The sequence below is a fragment of the Kitasatospora sp. NPDC088391 genome (assembly GCF_044753345.1).
GTDB lineage: Bacteria > Actinomycetota > Actinomycetes > Streptomycetales > Streptomycetaceae > Kitasatospora.
Genome location: NZ_JBIVNB010000022.1, coordinates 17394 through 34599 on the forward strand (window position 1 = coordinate 17394; position 17206 = coordinate 34599).

The 17206-nt window shown below is 73.3% G+C and carries 15 protein-coding genes and 1 tRNA gene; 8 read left to right on the top strand and 8 right to left on the bottom strand.

Translation table 11 applies throughout. The features are described 5' to 3' along the window. Positions 1 to 93 precede the first annotated feature (93 nt). Positions 94 to 2121 (top strand): M3 family metallopeptidase, encoded by a 2028-nt coding sequence (locus ACIQBJ_RS35025; protein ID WP_400718814.1) that lies wholly within the window; start codon positions 94 to 96, stop codon positions 2119 to 2121. Positions 2122 to 2219: 98 nt separating this feature from the next. Here the strand turns inward: ACIQBJ_RS35025 and ACIQBJ_RS35030 are convergent, their stop codons facing one another. Both ACIQBJ_RS35030 and ACIQBJ_RS35035 read right to left on the bottom strand, forming a co-directional pair. After that, on the bottom strand, positions 2220 to 3443 hold the full coding sequence (locus ACIQBJ_RS35030) for a glycoside hydrolase family 5 protein (RefSeq protein WP_400718815.1): 1224 nt from the start codon (positions 3441 to 3443) through the stop codon (positions 2220 to 2222). Between the two features lie 108 nt (positions 3444 to 3551). Next, positions 3552 to 4172 carry a TetR family transcriptional regulator gene (locus tag ACIQBJ_RS35035; protein ID WP_400718817.1) on the bottom strand — a complete coding sequence of 207 codons (621 nt, stop codon included), beginning with the start codon at positions 4170 to 4172 and terminating at the stop codon, positions 3552 to 3554. Between the two features lie 149 nt (positions 4173 to 4321). Between ACIQBJ_RS35035 and ACIQBJ_RS35040 the strand changes: the two genes are divergently transcribed. Continuing rightward, entirely contained in the window at positions 4322 to 5539 is a 1218-nt protein-coding gene (locus ACIQBJ_RS35040) for an acyl-CoA dehydrogenase family protein (RefSeq protein ID WP_400718818.1), read from the top strand. Positions 5540 to 5612: 73 nt separating this feature from the next. Here ACIQBJ_RS35040 and ACIQBJ_RS35045 read toward each other — a convergent pair whose 3' ends face one another. Both ACIQBJ_RS35045 and ACIQBJ_RS35050 read right to left on the bottom strand, forming a co-directional pair. Beyond that, positions 5613 to 6434 (bottom strand): enoyl-CoA hydratase/isomerase family protein, encoded by an 822-nt coding sequence (locus ACIQBJ_RS35045; RefSeq protein WP_400718820.1) that lies wholly within the window; start codon positions 6432 to 6434, stop codon positions 5613 to 5615. Positions 6435 to 6580: 146 nt separating this feature from the next. After that, positions 6581 to 7138, bottom strand: a complete 558-nt coding sequence (locus ACIQBJ_RS35050; RefSeq protein ID WP_400718837.1) for a GNAT family N-acetyltransferase — start codon at positions 7136 to 7138, stop codon at positions 6581 to 6583. A 52-nt stretch (positions 7139 to 7190) separates the two neighbouring features. Between ACIQBJ_RS35050 and ACIQBJ_RS35055 the strand changes: the two genes are divergently transcribed. Next, a complete protein-coding gene (locus ACIQBJ_RS35055) occupies positions 7191 to 7808 on the top strand; it encodes a TetR/AcrR family transcriptional regulator (protein ID WP_400718821.1) in 618 nt (205 codons plus the stop codon). A 189-nt stretch (positions 7809 to 7997) separates the two neighbouring features. Here ACIQBJ_RS35055 and ACIQBJ_RS35060 read toward each other — a convergent pair. Further along, positions 7998 to 8070, bottom strand: a tRNA-Arg gene (locus ACIQBJ_RS35060). Between the two features lie 736 nt (positions 8071 to 8806). Between ACIQBJ_RS35060 and ACIQBJ_RS35065 the strand changes: the two genes are divergently transcribed. From ACIQBJ_RS35065 to ACIQBJ_RS35085, 5 genes are all read left to right on the top strand, one after another. Further along, positions 8807 to 9409, top strand: coding sequence for a single-stranded DNA-binding protein (locus tag ACIQBJ_RS35065; RefSeq protein WP_400718823.1), 603 nt, complete (start codon positions 8807 to 8809; stop codon positions 9407 to 9409). Between the two features lie 278 nt (positions 9410 to 9687). Next, positions 9688 to 11115: a Cys-Gln thioester bond-forming surface protein gene (locus ACIQBJ_RS35070; protein ID WP_400718824.1), complete on the top strand. Its 1428-nt coding sequence runs from the start codon at positions 9688 to 9690 to the stop codon at positions 11113 to 11115. A 211-nt stretch (positions 11116 to 11326) separates the two neighbouring features. Beyond that, positions 11327 to 12991, top strand: a complete 1665-nt coding sequence (gene ettA, locus ACIQBJ_RS35075) for an energy-dependent translational throttle protein EttA (RefSeq protein ID WP_400718826.1) — start codon at positions 11327 to 11329, stop codon at positions 12989 to 12991. Between the two features lie 105 nt (positions 12992 to 13096). Continuing rightward, positions 13097 to 13564, top strand: a complete 468-nt coding sequence (locus ACIQBJ_RS35080) for an acyl-CoA thioesterase (protein WP_400718828.1) — start codon at positions 13097 to 13099, stop codon at positions 13562 to 13564. A 68-nt stretch (positions 13565 to 13632) separates the two neighbouring features. Beyond that, positions 13633 to 14373 carry a hypothetical protein gene (locus ACIQBJ_RS35085; protein WP_400718829.1) on the top strand — a complete coding sequence of 247 codons (741 nt, stop codon included), beginning with the start codon at positions 13633 to 13635 and terminating at the stop codon, positions 14371 to 14373. Positions 14374 to 14383: 10 nt separating this feature from the next. Here ACIQBJ_RS35085 and ACIQBJ_RS35090 read toward each other — a convergent pair whose 3' ends face one another. The 3 genes from ACIQBJ_RS35090 to ACIQBJ_RS35100 form a co-directional block, all read right to left on the bottom strand. Beyond that, entirely contained in the window at positions 14384 to 14797 is a 414-nt protein-coding gene (locus ACIQBJ_RS35090; RefSeq protein WP_400718831.1) for a globin, read from the bottom strand. A 92-nt stretch (positions 14798 to 14889) separates the two neighbouring features. Next, positions 14890 to 16023, bottom strand: a complete 1134-nt coding sequence (locus ACIQBJ_RS35095) for an ABC transporter permease (RefSeq protein ID WP_400718832.1) — start codon at positions 16021 to 16023, stop codon at positions 14890 to 14892. Continuing rightward, positions 16020 to 16931 carry an ABC transporter ATP-binding protein gene (locus ACIQBJ_RS35100; RefSeq protein ID WP_400718833.1) on the bottom strand — a complete coding sequence of 304 codons (912 nt, stop codon included), beginning with the start codon at positions 16929 to 16931 and terminating at the stop codon, positions 16020 to 16022. Before ACIQBJ_RS35100 ends, ACIQBJ_RS35095 begins: the two co-directional genes overlap by 4 nt. Positions 16932 to 17206: the final 275 nt, after the last annotated feature.

Here is a 17206-nt window from a genome sequence, read left to right on the forward strand (position 1 = left end):
CGGGCGGCGCCGGGCGGGGCGGCGGAAGCAGCCGACCGGCGGATCGGCCTGACGGTGTTCCGCCACGGCCCGGCGGCCCGTAATCTCCCGGTCATGAGCGACAATCCCTTCTTCTCGCCCAGCACCCTGGTGTACGAGCTCCCGCCCTTCGCCGAGATCCGGGAAGAGCACTACCGCCCCGCGTTCGAGCAGGGCATGGCCGAGCAGCTCGCGGAGGTCGCGGCGATCGCCGCCGACCCCGAGCCGCCGACCTTCGACAACACCGTGGTGGCGCTGGAGCGTTCGGGGGCGGTGCTGCGCCGGGTGTCCGTGGCCTTCTTCAACCAGGACGCCTCCGACACCACCCCCGGCGTGCAGGCACTGGACGCGGAGATCAGCCCCCTGCTGGCCGCGCACAGCGACGCCGTCCACCTCGACCCGGCCCTGTTCGCCCGCCTCGACGCCCTGCACGCGCGGCGGCACGAACTCGGCCTGGACGCCGAGTCGCTGCGCCTGCTGGAGCGCCGGCACACCGCGTTCGTCCGGGCCGGCGCCCGGCTCGACGCCGACGGCCAGCGGCGGCTGCGCGAGATCAACACCCGACTGGCCGCCGACGGCGCCGCGTTCCGCAAGAACACCCACGACGCCTCGCTGGCCGGCGCGGTCGCCGTGGACAGCGCCACCGCGCTCGACGGCCTGCCCGCCGCCGCGGTCGCCAACGCCGCCGAGAACGCCCGCGCGCTGGGCCGGGGCGGCCAGTGGGTGCTCAGCCTGAAGAACTTCTCCAACCAGACCGAGCTGGCCCACCTCACCGACCGCGCCCTGCGCGAGCGCCTGCTCACCGCCTCGCTCCGCCGCGGCCTGGACACCAACGGCCCGCTCGCCGCCCGGATGGCCGCGCTGCGTGCCGAACGCGCCGTCCTGCTCGGCCACCCCACGCACGCCTCGTACGTGGTCGCCGACGAGACCGCCGGCACCGTCGAGGCGGTCGGCGCGATGCTGGGCCGCCTGGTCGCCCCCGCCGTCGCCAACGCCGAGCGGGAGGCCGCCGACCTGGCCGCCGCCGCGGCCGCCGACGGGGTGGCCGAACTCGCCGCCCACGACTGGGCGTTCTACGCCGAGAAGGTGCGCGCCGAGCGCTACGACGTGGACACCGCGGCGCTGCGCCCGTACTTCGAGCTGGAGCGGGTGCTGCGGGACGGCGTGTTCTTCGCGGCGAACCTCGCGTACGGGCTGAGCTTCACCGAGCGCCCCGAACTGACGGCGTACCACCCGGACGCCCGGGTGTTCGAGGTGTTCGACGCGGACGGCTCCGCGCTGGGCCTGTTCATCGGCGACTTCTTCGCCCGCGAGTCCAAGCGCGGCGGCGCCTGGATGAACGAACTCGTCCCGCAGTCCCGGCTGTCGGGGACGCGGCCGGTGGTCGTCAACAACCTCAACATCGCGCACCCGGCGGCCGGCGAGCCCGCGCTGCTCAGCTGGGACGAGGTGCGGACGCTGTTCCACGAGTTCGGGCACGCCCTGCACGGGCTGCTCTCGGACGTGCACTACCCGTCGTTCGCGGGCACCGAGGTGCCCCGGGACTTCGTCGAGTTCCCGTCCCAGGTCAACGAGATGTGGATGGTCCGGCCCGAGGTGCTGGCCAACTACGCCCGCCACCACGTCACCGGCGAGCCGCTGGACGCCGGGGTGGTGGAGCGGATGCTCGCCGCCGAGAACTACGGGCAGGGCTTCCGCACCGTCGAGTACCTGGCCGCGGCGCTGCTCGACTGGGCCTGGCACACGCTGCCCGCCGGGGCGGAGGTGGTCGAGGACGCCGAGGCGTTCGAGGCGCGGGTGCTCGCGGAGGCGGGCGTCGCGGTCGCGGCGGTGCCGCCGCGCTACCGCACCGGGTACTTCAACCACGTCTTCTCGAACGGGTACAGCGCCGGGTACTACGCGTACATCTGGTCCGAGGTGCTGGACGCCGAGACGGTGCGCTGGTTCGGCTCGAACGGGCGGCCGGTGCGCGAGAGCGGCGAGCTGTTCCGGGCGGAGCTGCTGTCGCGCGGCGGGAGCCGGGACGCGCTGGAGTGCGTGCGGGCGGTGCTGGGGCGCGGGCCGGAGATCGGGCCGCTGCTCGCCCGGCGCGGCCTCGAGTAGCCCGTGGGCGGGGGCGCCGAGGTGCCCCGGCGCCGGGTTGCCCGCGCGGTTCCCGCACCCCTTCCGGGGGCGGGAACCGCGCGGAACGCGACGGGACGTCAGTTCGTGCCGAAGACGGGCCCGTAGCCGGGGGCCGGGCGGCCGTCCGGGGTGAGGGCGCAGTAGCCGCCGGTGCCGCGGCACCAGTACCACATGGTCCAGGCGGTGGCGAAGGTCCGCATGGCGGCGACCTGGCGGCCGATCAGTTCGGCGTTGCCCGGGGTGGCGGCGGAGGGCGGGCCCCATTCGCCGACCAGGACGGGCAGGCGGTGGGCGCGGGGGTAGGCGGTGACGGCGGCGGTGTACGCCTCGACGAAGCCGCCCGCGGGGTCCCAGTCCCGGCCGGCCTCGACGGCGGTGTCGTAGAAGTGCGGGGCGTAGCCGAGGCGGTCCGGTCCGGGCCGGGGGTCGGTGAAGCCGGGGAGCGCGGTCGGGACGCCCTGGCCGACCAGGACGGTGGGTTCCACGAACAGCCAGGCGTCGCGGTCGGCCTGCCGGACGGCGTCGATCAGGCGGCGGTACATGGCGGCGAGTCGGCCCCGCTCGAGTGCGGCGGAGGCGGCGGCGAGGACCGCTGGGTCGGCGGGGTCGCCGGTGACGGGGCCGAAGGGCTCGTTGAACAGGTCGTAGCCCAGCAGGGCGGGCGCGCCGCGCAGTTCGCGGGCGACGGCGGTGTACAGCGCGGACTGGGCGCGGCGCAGGTCGGGGTCGTCGTACAGGTGGCGGAAGGCGGCCTGCACGGAGGGCTGGAAGTAGCCGGCGAACCAGTCGGCCGGGTCGGGGGTGAAGGGCAGGCCGTCGTCCCGGGTGGCCCAGGCGGGGGCACCGCCGGTGCCGCCGGTGAAGTACTGGCCGTAGACGTCCTGGTGGAAGTCGACGACCGCGTACAGCCGGTACTTCCCGGCCCAGTCGAGGAGTTGACGCAGCCGGGCGAACTGGGCGCGGTCGTAGTGGCCGCGAGTGGGCTCCAGCCGGGCCCAGGAGACCGCGATCCGGACCAGGCCGAAGCCGTGGCCGGCCAGGTCGCGCAGGTCGGCCTCGGTGGTCTCGTCGTACTTGTCGAGGTTGAAGCCGCGCAGGTCGAGGGCCCGGCCGCGGTGGTCGGTGAGGACGGTGCGGCCGTCGGCGAGGGTGCGGGCGGAGACCGCGCGGGCGTCGAAGCGGGCGTCGAACCGGCCGTCGGGGCGGCCGTGTTCGGCGGGTGGCGAGGCGGCGACGGTGCCGAGGGCGGCGGCGACGGCGAGCAGCAGGGCGGCGGCGGAGCGGCGGGCGCGCACGAGCACGGGGCACCTCACGGCGGCGGGTGGGGGCGGGGTGCGCCGATCCTCCCGGAGGCGCACCCGCCGCACAAGAGGTGAGACGGACTCATGTTCGCCGGGACGGTGGGGAGTTCAGGACTCCGGGGCGGTGAGCATCGGCGGGAGGTCGGCGGCCGCGGACAGGCGCCCCCAGAGCAGGTCGGCGAGGGCCTGCACCATCCGGGCGCGCGGGCAGGGGCGGGTCTCCAGCCACCAGTCGCCGGCCGCCAGCACCATGCCGGTGATCGAGCGCCCCCAGGTCTCGGAGAGCAGCGGGCCGTCCTGGCCGAGGTCGATCTGCTGCTGGATGGCGCGGGTGATCTCCTCGGCGATCTGCCGCAGCGCGGGCGCCAGCGCGTTGCCCGCGCCGGTCGGGTCGCCGGGCTCGGGGTGGGTGAGCAGCCGGTACACCTGCGGGCGGGACTCGATCGCGGCCAGGTAGACGTCCAGCACGTGCTCGACCCGGTCGCGGCGCTCCAGCGGCTCGTTGAGCGCGGCCCGGACGGCGGCCAGCAGGCCGCGGGTGTGACGCTCCGTCAGGGCGCCGATCAGGCCGTTCCGGTCCCCGAAGTGCCGGTACAGGATGGGCTTGGTGATGCCCGCCTCGGCGGCGATCGCGTTCATGCTGGCGCCCGGGCCCTCGCGCTGGACGACCCGGTCGGCGGCGTTGAGCAGTTGTTCGCGGCGGGGTTCGGGGCGGGGGTCGGTGGTCATGCGCTGCTCCTGGTGCGGGCGGGGCCGGCGGCTCGGCGGACGTTGACAGCGGTTACCTATCGGTAGCAGACTCGCGCCCATGTTACCGGAGGTAACAGCGCAGTGGCGCGGACCCTCCACCTCGCACCCCCCGTCTCCTGGAGGCCGACATGACCACCTTCTCGCTCGACCCCGGGCCGGACCAGATCGCCGTCCGCGACTGGCTGCACGGCTTCGCCGCCGACGTGATCCGCCCCGCCGCCGCGGAGTGGGACGAGCGCGAGGAGACCCCCTGGCCGATCATCCAGGAGGCCGCGAAGCTCGGCATCTACTCGCTCGACTTCTACGCCCAGCAGTTCTTCGACCCCTCCGGCGTCGGCATCCCGATCGCCATGGAGGAACTGTTCTGGGGCGACGCCGGCATCGCGCTCGCCATCACCGGCACCACGCTGGCCGCCGTCGCCGTCCTCGCCAACGGCACCGACGAGCAGATCGGCACCTGGGCCCCGCAGATGTTCGGCACCCCCGACGACGTCAAGGTCGCCGCGTTCTGCTCCTCCGAGCCCGACGCCGGCTCCGACGTCTCGGCGCTGCGCACCCGCGCCGTCTACGACGAGGCCAAGGACGAGTGGGTGATCAACGGCACCAAGACCTGGGCCACCAACGGCGGCATCGCGCACGTCCACGTCGTGGTCGCCACCGTCGACCCCGAACTCGGCTCCCGCGGCCAGGCGTCGTTCGTCGTCCCGCCCGGCACCGAGGGCCTCAGCCAGGGCCAGAAGTTCAAGAAGCACGGCATCCGCGCCTCGCACACCGCCGAGGTCGTCCTCGACGGCGTCCGGGTCCCCGGCCACTGCCTGCTCGGCGGCAAGGAGAAGCTCGACGCCCGCCTCGCCCGGGCCCGCGAGGGCACCAAGGGCGGCGGCAAGAATGCCGCGATGGCCACCTTCGAAGCCTCCCGCCCCGCCGTCGGCGCGCAGGCCATCGGCATCGCCCGGGCCGCGTACGAGGTCGCCCTCGACTACGCGAAGACCCGCGTCCAGTTCGGGAAGCCGATCATCGAGAACCAGGGCGTCGCGTTCCAGCTCGCCGACATGAAGACCCGGATCGACGCCGCCCGGCTGCTGGTCTGGCGGGCCTCCTGGATGGCCGTCAACAACAAGCCGTTCACCAGCGCCGAGGGCTCGATGTCCAAGCTGTACGCCGGCGAGACCGCCAGGTTCGTCACCGCACAGGCCATGCAGATCCTCGGCGGCAACGGCTTCACCCGCGAGTACCCCGTCGAGCGGATGCACCGCGACAGCGCCATCTACACCGTGTTCGAGGGCACCAGCGAGATCCAGCGGCTGGTGATCGCCCGGGCGATCTCCGGGGCCCCGATCCGCTGACACCGCGTCAGCGGCACCCGAACGGCCCGGCGGCGGCGGTACCCACCAGTGCAGCCGCCGCCGTCGGGCTCCGTCAGAACTCCGGCTCGCGGCGCTCCAGGAACGCGGCCAGGCCCTCGCGGACGTCCGGGGCGGTGCGCGAGGCCCGCTCCCACGGGGCCAGGGCCGCCGCCGCCGTCTCCGCCGGACCGGCCAGGGCGGCCTTGGCCGCGCCCAGGGTCTGCGGCGAGCGGCGGGCCAGCAGCCGGGCGAACTCCCGGGCCCGGTGCGCCAGTTCGGCGGCCGGCAGGACCTCCTCCACCAGGCCGTACCGCTCCGCCCGGTCGGCCGGCAGCAGCTCGCCCGAGAACAGCAGGTACTTGGCCCGGGCCGGACCGACCAGCGCCGCCAGCCGCACCGTCGGCACCGCCGGGTAGACCACCCCGAGCTTCGCCGGGGTGATGCCGAACCGGGCGTCCTCGGCGGCCAGCCGCAGGTCGCAGGCCACCGCCAACTGGCAGCCGCCGCCCACGCAGGCGCCCCGCACCACCGCCACCGTCGGACGCGGGAAGGCCGCCAACGCCTCCTCCGCCGCCACGTTCTGCGCGTGGTACGCGTCCGCCGACGCCGGATCGCCGTACACCCCGGCCAGCTCCGCGATGTCCGCGCCCGCCGAGAACGTCCCCGCCGCGCCCGTCAGCAGCAGCACCCGGACCCCCGGGCGGGCCGCCAGCTCCGCCAGCAGGCCCGGCAGGGCCCGCCACATCGCGCCCGTCACCGCGTTGCGCCGCTCCGGCCGGTCCAGCAGCAGCGTCGCCACCCCGTCCCCGGCCACCCAGCAGCGCAGGCCCGCCGTGCCGACGGGCAGTTCGACGTCCCCCGGGCCGGGGCGGTCGAGGGCGGGAGCAGCAGACATGCGGGGCCTCCGGGCGGACGGCGGACGGGACGTCAGCCTTCCACAGCGCGGGCGGCGGGCACCATGTGAGCAGGATCAAACGGGGACGGGGACGGCGACGGCGACGGGGGCAGGACGAGACGGCGCGGCGCGGCGCGGGGGCGGGGTCAGGCGGTGGCGCGGGCGGCCTTCCACTCCGGGGCGAGCATCGACCAGATCTCCAGGTCCAGCCGCTCGCCCAGGTGCTCGGTGTAGCCGCGCAGGGTGCCGTCGTGCCGCATGCCGACCCGCTGGGCGGTGGCCCGACTGCGCGCGTTCACCGTGGAGTTCCACCACTCGGCGCGGTACAGGCCGCGCTCGACCAGCGCGTAGTCCAGCAGGCGGCGCACCGCGGCGGTGACCAGGCCGCGGCCCTGGCCGGCCGGCTCCGACCAGACGCCGATCTCGCACACCCCGCCCTTGGCGTCGAACTTCACGAACATCACACCGCCGACCAGCGTGCCGTCCAGCCAGATCCCGTACAGCCGGCCGCTGTCGCCGCACTGCTTGTCGGCGAACAACTGCAGGGTGGCGCGGGCCGATTCGAGGTCCGTGGTGCGGGTCGCCCACGGGATGAACGGGTCGATGCCGGCCCGGCCCCGGTCCATGTGCTCCAGGAACTCCTGGGCCTGCCAGGGCTCCAGCGGGCGGAGCTCGGCGTCCTCGGCGAGCGCGACGGCGTACATGGTCATCCCCTCCGACATACATAACAAACGTTTGGTAGGTACTCTAGCGCGCATGACACCACCCGCACGCGGCGATCACGAGGCCCGTCGGCGCGAGGTCTCGGAGGCGGTCTGGCGGGTCCTCGCGGCCCGCGGCTTCGGCGGCCTGACCCTGCGCGCGGTCGCCGCCGAGTTCGGCGCCAGCACCGGACTGCTCACCCACTACTTCCCCAACAAGCGCGCCCTGGTGGTGCACGCGCTGGAGGTCCTCGACCGGCAGACCGCCGACCGGCACCGGCCCGCCACCGAAGCCGCCGCCACCTCCCGCGGCCTCGCCGTGCTGCGGGCCGCGCTGCTCGACAACCTCCCGCTGGACGCCCGGGCCGTCGCCGGGAACCGGATCTGGGTCGGCTCCTGGGGCCCGGCGCTCGCCGACCCCGCACTCGCGGCCGAGCACGCCGAGCGCTACCGCCGCTCGCGGCGGCGGATGACCGAACTCTGCGCCGAGGCCCAGGAACTCGGCGAACTGCCGGCCGGCGGGGCGCCCGCCGACCTGGCCGCCCGGGCCCAGTCCTTCACCCTCGGGCTGACCGTCCAGGTGCTGCTGGCCCCCGAGGAGTTCCCGCCCGAGCGGCAGCGCGCGCTGCTGGACGCCTTCCTGGCGGACCTGGCGACCGGCGACGAGGGGTAGCGGCTGCCGGCTGTCGGCCGTTCGCTGCCGGTTGTTCGCCGTGGGTCGTCCGCCGTGGGTGGTCCGCTGCCGGGGAACGGGGTCGGGCGGCGGTGTGCGGCGGTTTTCGGAAGGCGGCCGGTCCGCGGGCCCGGGGGCGCGCCGGGGAGCGGCGGCACGGTGCGACCGCGCCCGGTCGGCGCCGGTGTGCGCCCCCAGCAGGATTCGAACCTGCGACCTACCGCTTAGAAGGCGGGTGCTCTATCCGCTGAGCTATGGGGGCCGGGGTGGGTGGTGTCCGTCGGCCCGCTTGCCGGGCCTGGGCCGGGACGGGATGTTCCGGGACAGGATACGGGTGTTCAGTTCCGCCCCCCGGACTTCGGAGCCCGGGCCGCGGTGTGTCGAGCCCCGTGGGGCGGTCCGATAATCGCAGGTAGCGTCGCGGTCCGCAGCGGTCTGCGGGGTATCGGAGCCGGACGTTGTGCAGTCGTTACGGGGCTGTCGGCCGACCCGTTATGGATTCGGTACGGGCAATCGCCCGGGCCGCCCCGCGGGTGGGGGCGATTTACGGGGTTCCATCGGTCGGATGACATGGACGGGGCGAACCGTCCACCACCCGTTCGGGGTTTCGGCGGTGCCGCCGAGGCATCCGCGGGGCGCGTCCGCCGGGCAAGTCGGCGGCGGTCGGGCGGGCGTCCGGAGTGGGTGTCCGAACGATCGCCGGGGAGGTCCGCCCGGGTGGCGGCGGGGCTCCGGCCTGGGAGTTTTTGTCGTGGACACGCCGGTCAAATGGTCGGGTCACGACCCGAAATCCACCGTAATTCACTCGGTCGAGTTATCCGGGTTTTCCACAGGGCTGGGTTTTCCACAGGAATCCGGAAGGTGCTGGTCCGGACATTCCGGGGCGGGCAGGATCAATCCGCGGCGGAAATTCCGTCGGCGAATCGAGAACCGCCCGCCAGGCCCTCCGGGAGTGCTCGGAGGGCGTGCGGGGCGGGTTCGGGAGCGGAGGAACGGAAATGGACGAGGCCCTGGTGACGATGGTCGGAAATGCGGCGTCGGACGTGATGTACCGGGAGACCGCGGGCGGGGTGTCGGTGGCGAACTTCCGGCTCGCGGCGAAGGAGCGCCGTTACGACCGGGAGCGCGGCGACTGGTCGGACGGCGAGACCACCTGGGTGACGGTGGTGGCCTGGCGCCGGCTCGCGGTGAACCTGGTCGGCTCGATCAACAAGGGCGACCCGGTGGTGGTGAACGGGCGGCTGCGGGTGCGCGAGTGGGGCGAGGAGGGCGCCCGCCGGGTCGAGGTGGAGGTGGAGGCCCGCTCGGTCGGCCACGACCTGTCCCGCGGCACGACCACCTTCCGGCGCGCGGTGGAGGCCAAGTCCCCTCTGCCGCAAGGCGGTTCGCCCACCGATCGGTCGCCGGTGGCCGGTCGCGCCGGGGAGCGCGCCGGGGCGGGCGGGGCGCGGGCGGTGCGCCTGGTGGAGGAGGCGGTTCCGGAGTGGATCGTGGCGGCGGTGGCCCGGCACCGGGCGGAGTCGGCCGCCGGGCCGGAGGCCGGGGCCGGTGGGGCTCCCGGGTCGGCGGGTTCCGAGGTGGCGGAGGAGGTCCTGAACTGACGGATTCCGAGCACTTCCGGGGTCGACGAGTGCAATCCTGATTGCCGCGGAGCCGTCCCGTGGCTTTATGTCGACACATCAACTTCCCACGGTGGGCCGCTCCTTGATAACAGAACAGCCACAATGTCGTCCTGATTTGCTACGGCCGCCGAGTGGCCGGATCACGTCAATATGATGCATCTGGTCCACACACGTGCAGCGGTGCCGCAGGGAGTGCCGCTTTGCAGAGGGCGGGTCGCCGGTGGTCGCCGGCAGGTCGCCGCCCGGAGGGATCGCACATGTTCCACATACAGGGGCGGGTCGTCTCCCGCATAGCAGCGGTCGTGCTCGCGTCGGGGCTCGCCGTCGGAGCGGGCCTGGCCGGAGCCGGTACGGCGGCCGCGGCGGACCCCTCCTCGGGCGTCACGGCGAAGCTGTCCTACATCGACGCGCACCGTCTGGTCGAGTACGGCGAGAAGTTCGAGCAGCAGTCCACCGCCCGCCCCGGCGACTGGATCCCGGTCACCGCCGGCCAGTTCAAGCTGAAGGTGATCGGCACCGAGACCGTCCTGCAGGTGTACTGCATCGACGTGCTCAACGAAACGCTCAAGGACGCGACCTACCACGAGACCGACTGGGCCTCGACCTCGCTGGGTCAGTCGGCGAAGGTCAAGGCCAAGGCCGGCCCGAAGATCCAGTGGCTGCTGGAGAACTCCTTCCCGCACCTCGACGAGGGTGCGCTCGGCAAGGCCGCCGGCATCGAGGGCCTCACCAAGGACGACGCCGCGGCGGCCACCCAGCTCGCCATCTGGCACTACTCCGACCCGAGCATCGTGCTCCGCCAGGTCGACGACAACGCGCGGACCAAGAAGCTGATCGACTGGCTGATCGCCCAGGCCGACGCCAAGGGCGGCGCCGAGGAGCCCAAGCCCTCGCTGGCCCTCGACCCCGCCTCGGTGGCCGGCAAGAGCGGCGACCTGCTCGGCCCGATCACCGTCACCGCCGGCGGCACCGCCGACAACGTCACCGTCGCCCTGGACAAGAAGGGCACCGACGCGGGTATCACCCTCGTCGACAAGAACGGCGCCGCGGTGAAGAACGCCAAGAGCGGCGACCAGCTGTTCGCCAAGGTCCCGGCCGGTGCGGCCGCCGGCACCGCGAGCGTCACCGCCGACGCCACCGCCACCATCAACCTCGGCCGGGCCTTCGTCGGCGACGACAACGGCAAGCACAGCCAGACCCTGATCCTGGCCGGCACCGACAAGGTCAAGGTCAACGCCCTCGCCACGCTCGCCTGGGCGCCCAAGGGCCCGATCCCGGCCGCCACCGCCAAGGTCGACTGCACCAAGGGCGCGGTCGTGATCACCGCCACCAACAAGGGCGACCAGGACTGGACGTTCAACGTCGGTGGCAAGGACGTCACGATCAAGCCCGGCAGCACCCAGGACATCACCCTGCCGGTCGCCGAGGACACCGCCTACAAGTTCACCGTCACCGGCCCCGGCGGCTTCTCGCAGACCTTCAGCGGCGTGCTGAACTGCAAGACCGACAGCAACACCCTGCCGCCGACCACCCCCGCGCCCACCCCGAGCGGCCCCGAACTGGCCTCCACCGGTGGCGGCATGGGCACCGGCACCACCGCCGCGGTGGCCGGCGCGCTGCTGATCGCCGGTGCGGCCGCGGTCTACCGCCTGCGCCGCCGCGGCCGGCACAGCCGCACCTCCTGACGCGCTGAGCCCTCCCCGGCGCGTGCCGCCGGGGAGGGGCGGCCCCGCTCCCGCTCGCCCGGGGGCGGGGCCGTTCGCGTGCCGGGCCGCCCGCGCCCGGCGGCCCGCGCGGCCGCCGGGCGGACCGAAAGGCGTTCGGGGCGGTCCCGGCCTTACGGCACAATGGAACGCTGCAAGCCGATTACTCACGACGACGCCGGAGCGATCTCACGTGGCGGAATACATCTACACCATGCGCAAGGTGCGCAAGGCACACGGCGACAAGGTCATCCTTGACGACGTGACGCTCAGCTTCCTCCCCGGGGCGAAGATCGGCGTCGTCGGCCCCAACGGCGCCGGCAAGTCGACCGTGCTGCGCATGATGGCGGGCCTCGACCAGCCCTCCAACGGCGACGCCTTCCTCGCGCCGGGCTTCACCGTCGGCATGCTCCAGCAGGAGCCCCCGCTCGACGAGAGCAAGAACGTCCTGGAGAACGTCCAGGACGGCGTCAAGGAGGTCAAGGCCAAGCTCGACCGGTTCAACGAGATCGCCGAGCTGATGGCGACCGACTACTCCGACGAGCTGCTCGCCGAGATGGGCACCCTCCAGGAGGACCTGGACCACGCCAACGCCTGGGACCTCGACGCCCAGCTGGAGCAGGCCATGGAGGCCTTGGGCTGCCCGCCCGGGGACTGGGAGGTCACCAAGCTCTCCGGCGGCGAGAAGCGCCGCGTCGCGCTCTGCAAGCTGCTGCTCGAGCAGCCCGACCTGCTGCTGCTCGACGAGCCCACCAACCACCTGGACGCCGAGTCGGTGAACTGGCTGGAGCAGCACCTCTCGAAGTACCCGGGCGCCGTCATCGCCGTCACCCACGACCGGTACTTCCTGGACAACGTCGCCCAGTGGATCCTGGAGCTCGACCGCGGCCGCGCCTACCCGTACGAGGGCAACTACTCCACCTACCTGGAGACCAAGCAGACCCGTCTCAAGGTCGAGGGCCAGAAGGACGCGAAGCGCGCCAAGCGCCTCAAGGAAGAGCTGGAGTGGGTCCGCTCCAACGCCAAGGGCCGCCAGGCCAAGTCCAAGGCCCGCCTCGCCCGCTACGAGGAGATGGCGGCCGAGGCCGACAAGATGCGGAAGCTGGACTTCGAGGAGATCCAGATCCCGCCGGGCCCGCGCCTGGGCAGCATCGTCATCGAGGTCGACCACCTGAAGAAGGCCTTCGGCGAGAAGCTCCTGATCGACGACCTGAGCTTCACCCTGCCGCGCAACGGCATCGTCGGCGTGATCGGCCCGAACGGCGCCGGCAAGACCACGCTGTTCAAGATGCTCCAGGACATGGAGACCCCGGACAGCGGCACGGTCAAGGTCGGCGAGACCGTCAAGATCAGCTACGTCGACCAGAGCCGGTCCAACATCGACCCGAAGAAGACCCTGTGGGAGGTCGTCTCCGACGGCCTCGACTGGATCAACGTCGGCCAGGTCGAGATGCCGTCCCGCGCCTACGTCTCCGCGTTCGGCTTCAAGGGCCCGGACCAGCAGAAGCCGGCCGGCGTGCTCTCCGGCGGTGAGCGCAACCGCCTCAACCTGGCGCTCACCCTCAAGCAGGGCGGCAACCTGCTGCTCCTCGACGAACCGACCAACGACCTCGACGTCGAGACGCTCTCCTCGCTGGAGAACGCCCTGCTCGAGTTCCCCGGCTGCGCCGTGGTCATCTCCCACGACCGCTGGTTCCTGGACCGGGTGGCCACCCACATCCTCGCCTACGAGGGCGAGAGCAAGTGGTTCTGGTTCGAGGGCAACTTCGAGTCCTACGAGAAGAACAAGATCGAGCGCCTCGGCGCCGACGCGGCCCGCCCGCACCGCGCGAGCTACAAGAAGCTGACCCGCGACTGACACCCGGGCGCAACCCCGGCCCGGCAGGCTGACCCCAGGGGCGGCCCGCCGGGCCACCACCCGCAGGACGCCCTGCGGGAGCATTGAGATTCGAGGAGGAACACCGTGGCACGCCACATCTACGCCTGCCCCCTGCGGTGGTCCGACATGGACGCCTTCGGCCACGTCAACAACGTGGTCTTCCTCCGCTACCTGGAGGAGGCCCGGATCGACTTCATGTTCACCCGGGCCGCCGAGGCCGGCGCCGGGGAGTTCGCGGGCGGGTCGGTGGTCGCGCGCCACGAGATCGACTACAAGCGCCCGCTGGTGCACCGGCCCGAGCCGGTCACCATCGAGACCTGGGTGACGAAGATCGGCGGCGCCTCGCTGACCGTCTCCTACGAGATCAAGGACATCGCCCCGGACGGCACCGAGAAGGTCTACGTCACCGCCTCCACCGTGGTCGTCCCCTACAACCTCGCCGAGGCCCGGCCGCGCCGGATCAGCCCCGTGGAGCGCGAGTTCCTCTCCCGCTTCATGGACGAGCAGCCCGCCGACCGGGACGAGCAGCAGCCCGCGGGCTGCGCCGCCTGACGACGCGTCAGGAAACCCGCACCGCCCACCGCACCCGCCCGCCGCACGGACGAAACGAGCTGAACCCGGTGACCGCGCAGACCCGCCTCGACCTCGCCGACCAGGGGGAGGCCGCCGACCTGGCCGCCTTCCTGGGCCGGCTGCTCCGGTTCGACCGGGCGGCGGCGGTCCGGCTGCAGGCCGTGCCCGGGGCGGGGAGCGGGCCGGTGAACGGGGCAGTGAACGGGTCGGGGAGCGGCGCCGCGGGCGGCGGCGTGCTGGCCGTGTTCGGGCGGCTGCCGCTCGGCGGCTCCGCGGTCCTCGCGGTGCGCACCGTGCGGCTGGCGGCGCTCGCCGGGCCCGCCGATCTGACCGTCTCCGCCGGGCAGTTGCTGGAGTCGGTGGACGAGCCGGGCGCCGCGCTCGGCCTGCCCGCCCCGGTCACCGGCCCGGCCTGGGCCGGCCTGCTGCCCCCGCGCTCCGGCTGGCAGCCGCTCGGCAGCCCCCCGGTCGACGCGGTGGTGCGGGAAGTGCTCGCCGCCGTCGAGGAGTTCAAGGCCCGCACCGCCGAGGTGCCGGACCACCACCGCACCCGGCAGGTGGTCGACGCCCTCGCCGACGAGATCTGGTCCCGGCCGCTGGCCGCCGTCGACGGCCTGCCGCTGCGGGCCGCGCACGCCGCGCACGCGATCGGGTTCCTGCGCCCCGGGCAGCCGGTGAGCGCCCACCGGGCCGGTGCCTGGCTCCGGCTGGACGCCCCGGCCGGCTCGGTCGCGCTGCGCACCGCCGCCGCGCCGGGCGCGGGCCTCGGCCTCAGCCCGCTGCGCTGAAGAACCCCGCTCAGCCCGCGGTGTTGACCATCGAGGCGGCCGCGTACGTCATGTAGTTCCACAGTTCGAGGTCGGCCTCGGCGGGCAGGGCGAGTTCGTCGAGGGCGGCGCGCATGTGCTTCAGCCAGGCGTCGTGGGCGGCCCGGTCGACCCGGAACGGGGCGTGCCGCATCCGCAGGCGCGGGTGGCCGCGGCGCTCGCTGTAGGTGCGCGGGCCGCCCCAGTACTGCATCAGGAACAGGGCGAAGCGCTCCTCGGCGGGGCCGAGGTCGTCCTCCGGGTACATCGGGCGGAGCAGTTCGTCCTGGGCGACACCCCGGTAGAAGAGGTGGACCAGCCTGCGGAAGGTCGCCTCGCCGCCGACCCGGTCGTAGAAGGTCTCCTCGGGTGCGGTGGTGGTGGTCTCTCGCCCGGTGTCAGTCACCCGTCCATGGTCGCAGACGCCGGCGGGGGTCGTACACCGGGACTTTCGGTGTACGACCCCCGCCGGACCGACCACGCGGGGAGGCGCCGCGGTTACGCGTCGTCCCAGTTGAAGAAGCGCCAGGCGATCGCGCAGAGCACGGCGGTGAAGCCCAGCAGGATGCCCATGCCGGGCAGCGCCTCGGCGAGCCCGCCGCCCTGGCTGAGCACCGACTTGGCGGGGACGATCAGGTAGCGCAGCGGCAGCGCCTTGGAGACGTCCTGCAGCCAGCTGGGCGCGAAGTCCAGCGGGATGAACGCGCCGCCGAGGAAGGACATCGGCAGGATGATCAGCTGGTTCATGCCGTTCGCCGACTCCTCGCTCTTGGCGAGCGAACCGGTGAGCAGGCCGATCGACATGAAGGCCAGGGTCGCGCAGACCACCAGCGGGACCACCAGCCACCAGTTGCCGGTGAGCTTCAGCCCGAAGTAGTCGAGCTGGGCGATCCCGAGGAACAGCGCGGTCTGGGCGAGCGCGACCAGCACGCTGACCAGGACCCGGGCGCCGACGATGGTGCCCGCCGAGATGGGCGCCAGCCGCAGGCGGCGCAGCACCCGCTTCTTGCGCCAGGTCACCAGGGTGAAGGAGGCGCCGTAGACCGCGCCCATCGCGATGGCGTAGGCGAGCAGGCCGGGGGTGAGGTACTGGATCGGCTTGGTCGAGTCGTCCTCGACCTTGCTGGCGTCCAGGGTGTACTTCGGCGCGACGTTCGCGGCCTTCTGGTTCGCGCCGTCCACCAGCGCGCCGATGATGCCCTGCACGGTGCCGGACTTGACCTGGTCGGCCTGGCTGAAGCGGAGCACCAGCTTGCCGTCGGCGTCCTGCTTGACCAGGCCGTCCAGGTCGCCCTTCTTGACCTTGGCCAGGGCGTCGTTCTCGTCGGTGACCTTGCTGATCTCCAGCGCGCTCAGCGGGCCGTCGGCCTGCCCCTGGAGCTCGTCCAGCACCTGCACCCGGCCGATCTCGGCGATCTTGATGTGCGAGCTGCCGCCGCCCTTGTAGAGGACGCCGAACAGCAGCAGGAACATCACCGGCAGGGCCAGCGTGAAGAACAGGGTCCCCTTGTCGCGGAGGAAGCCCAGCAGCATCACCCGGGAGAGGCCGACGAAGGCGTTGGCCTTCTCCTTGCCCTCGGCGCCCGGGCCGGGCGCGGGGGCGGAGGTGCGGGCGTTGTCGGTGGCGGTCATGCCCGGTACTCCCGTCCGGTGAGCTGGAGGAAGACGTCCTCCAGGGTGGCGCCGCGGACCTCCAGGCCGCGCAGCGCGTTCTGCTCGGCCAGCATGGACAGGACCGGGGCGGGCGCGGCGGTGGAGAGCGCCAGGGTGACCCCGTCGTCCTCCAGGTTGGTGTACTCGGCGCCGGCCAGCAGTTCGCGGGCCCGGTCGACGGTCAGCAGGCCCGACTCCACCCTGATCCGGACGGTGTCGTCGATCTCGCGGACCAGCGCGGCGGGCGCGCCGGTCTTCAGGACCTTGCCGTGGTCCATCACCGAGACGCGGTCGCAGAGGATCTCCGCCTCGTCCAGGTAGTGGGTGGTCAGCACGACGGTGCGGCCCTCGGCGTTGATGTCGCGCAGCAGGTCCCAGAGGTTGCGGCGGGCCTGCGGGTCGAGGCCGGTGGTCGGCTCGTCGAGGAACACCAGCTCCGGGTCGTGCACCAGGGCGCAGGCGATGGACAGGCGCTGGGCCTGGCCGCCGGACATCTTGTCGGTCAGCACGTTCGCCGACTCGGTCAGGCCGACCCGTTCCAGCATCGCGTCCGCCGCCTTCGGGCCGATGCCGTAGAAGGAGGCGAAGGTGCGGATGGTCTCGCGGGCGCTCAGCTTGGCGAAGAACGCCGAAGCCTGGAACTGGACGCCGATCCGCGGCAGCAGCTTGGCGTTGCGCGGCCAGGGAGCCAGGCCGAGCAGTTCGATGCGGCCCTCGTCGGCCTCCCGGATGCCTTCCAGGATCTCCAAGGTGGTGGTCTTGCCCGCGCCGTTGGGCCCGAGCAGACCGTAGAACTCGCCAGTCGAGACGGAGAGGGACACTCCGTCCACGGCCTGGACATCCCCGTACCGCTTCCGGATTCCGTCGGCGGATATTGCTTCAGTCATGGGGCGAAGCGTAGGGGCTGCAACCCCGGCCCACGAGCACTTTTGTGCGAATTTTGAGCATGAGCTGCCGGAACCGACCGGCGGTGCTACGGCACCGGGCCCGGGGGGGGGGGGGGGGGGCGCCCCCGCCCGCCGCGGGGGGGGGGGGGGGGGGGGGGGGGGGGGGGGGGGGGGGGGGCGGGGCGGGGCCGGGCCGGGGGGGGCCCCCCCGGGCCCCCACGACGGCCGGGCGGGCGGCCGGGTGTCAGACCGGGGTGGGGAGGGTCGCGCCGGAG

Coding starts and splice junctions, on each gene's coding strand:
- ACIQBJ_RS35025 (WP_400718814.1), top strand. CDS start 94: ATGAGCGACAATCCCTTCTTCTCGCCCAGCACCCTGGTGTACGAGCTC.
- ACIQBJ_RS35035 (WP_400718817.1), bottom strand. CDS start 4,172: ATGACCACCGACCCCCGCCCCGAACCCCGCCGCGAACAACTGCTCAAC.
- ACIQBJ_RS35040 (WP_400718818.1), top strand. CDS start 4,322: ATGACCACCTTCTCGCTCGACCCCGGGCCGGACCAGATCGCCGTCCGC.
- ACIQBJ_RS35045 (WP_400718820.1), bottom strand. CDS start 6,434: ATGTCTGCTGCTCCCGCCCTCGACCGCCCCGGCCCGGGGGACGTCGAA.
- ACIQBJ_RS35050 (WP_400718837.1), bottom strand. CDS start 7,138: ATGTACGCCGTCGCGCTCGCCGAGGACGCCGAGCTCCGCCCGCTGGAG.
- ACIQBJ_RS35055 (WP_400718821.1), top strand. CDS start 7,191: ATGACACCACCCGCACGCGGCGATCACGAGGCCCGTCGGCGCGAGGTC.
- ACIQBJ_RS35065 (WP_400718823.1), top strand. CDS start 8,807: ATGGACGAGGCCCTGGTGACGATGGTCGGAAATGCGGCGTCGGACGTG.
- ACIQBJ_RS35070 (WP_400718824.1), top strand. CDS start 9,688: ATGTTCCACATACAGGGGCGGGTCGTCTCCCGCATAGCAGCGGTCGTG.
- ACIQBJ_RS35095 (WP_400718832.1), bottom strand. CDS start 16,023: ATGACCGCCACCGACAACGCCCGCACCTCCGCCCCCGCGCCCGGCCCG.
- ACIQBJ_RS35100 (WP_400718833.1), bottom strand. CDS start 16,931: ATGACTGAAGCAATATCCGCCGACGGAATCCGGAAGCGGTACGGGGAT.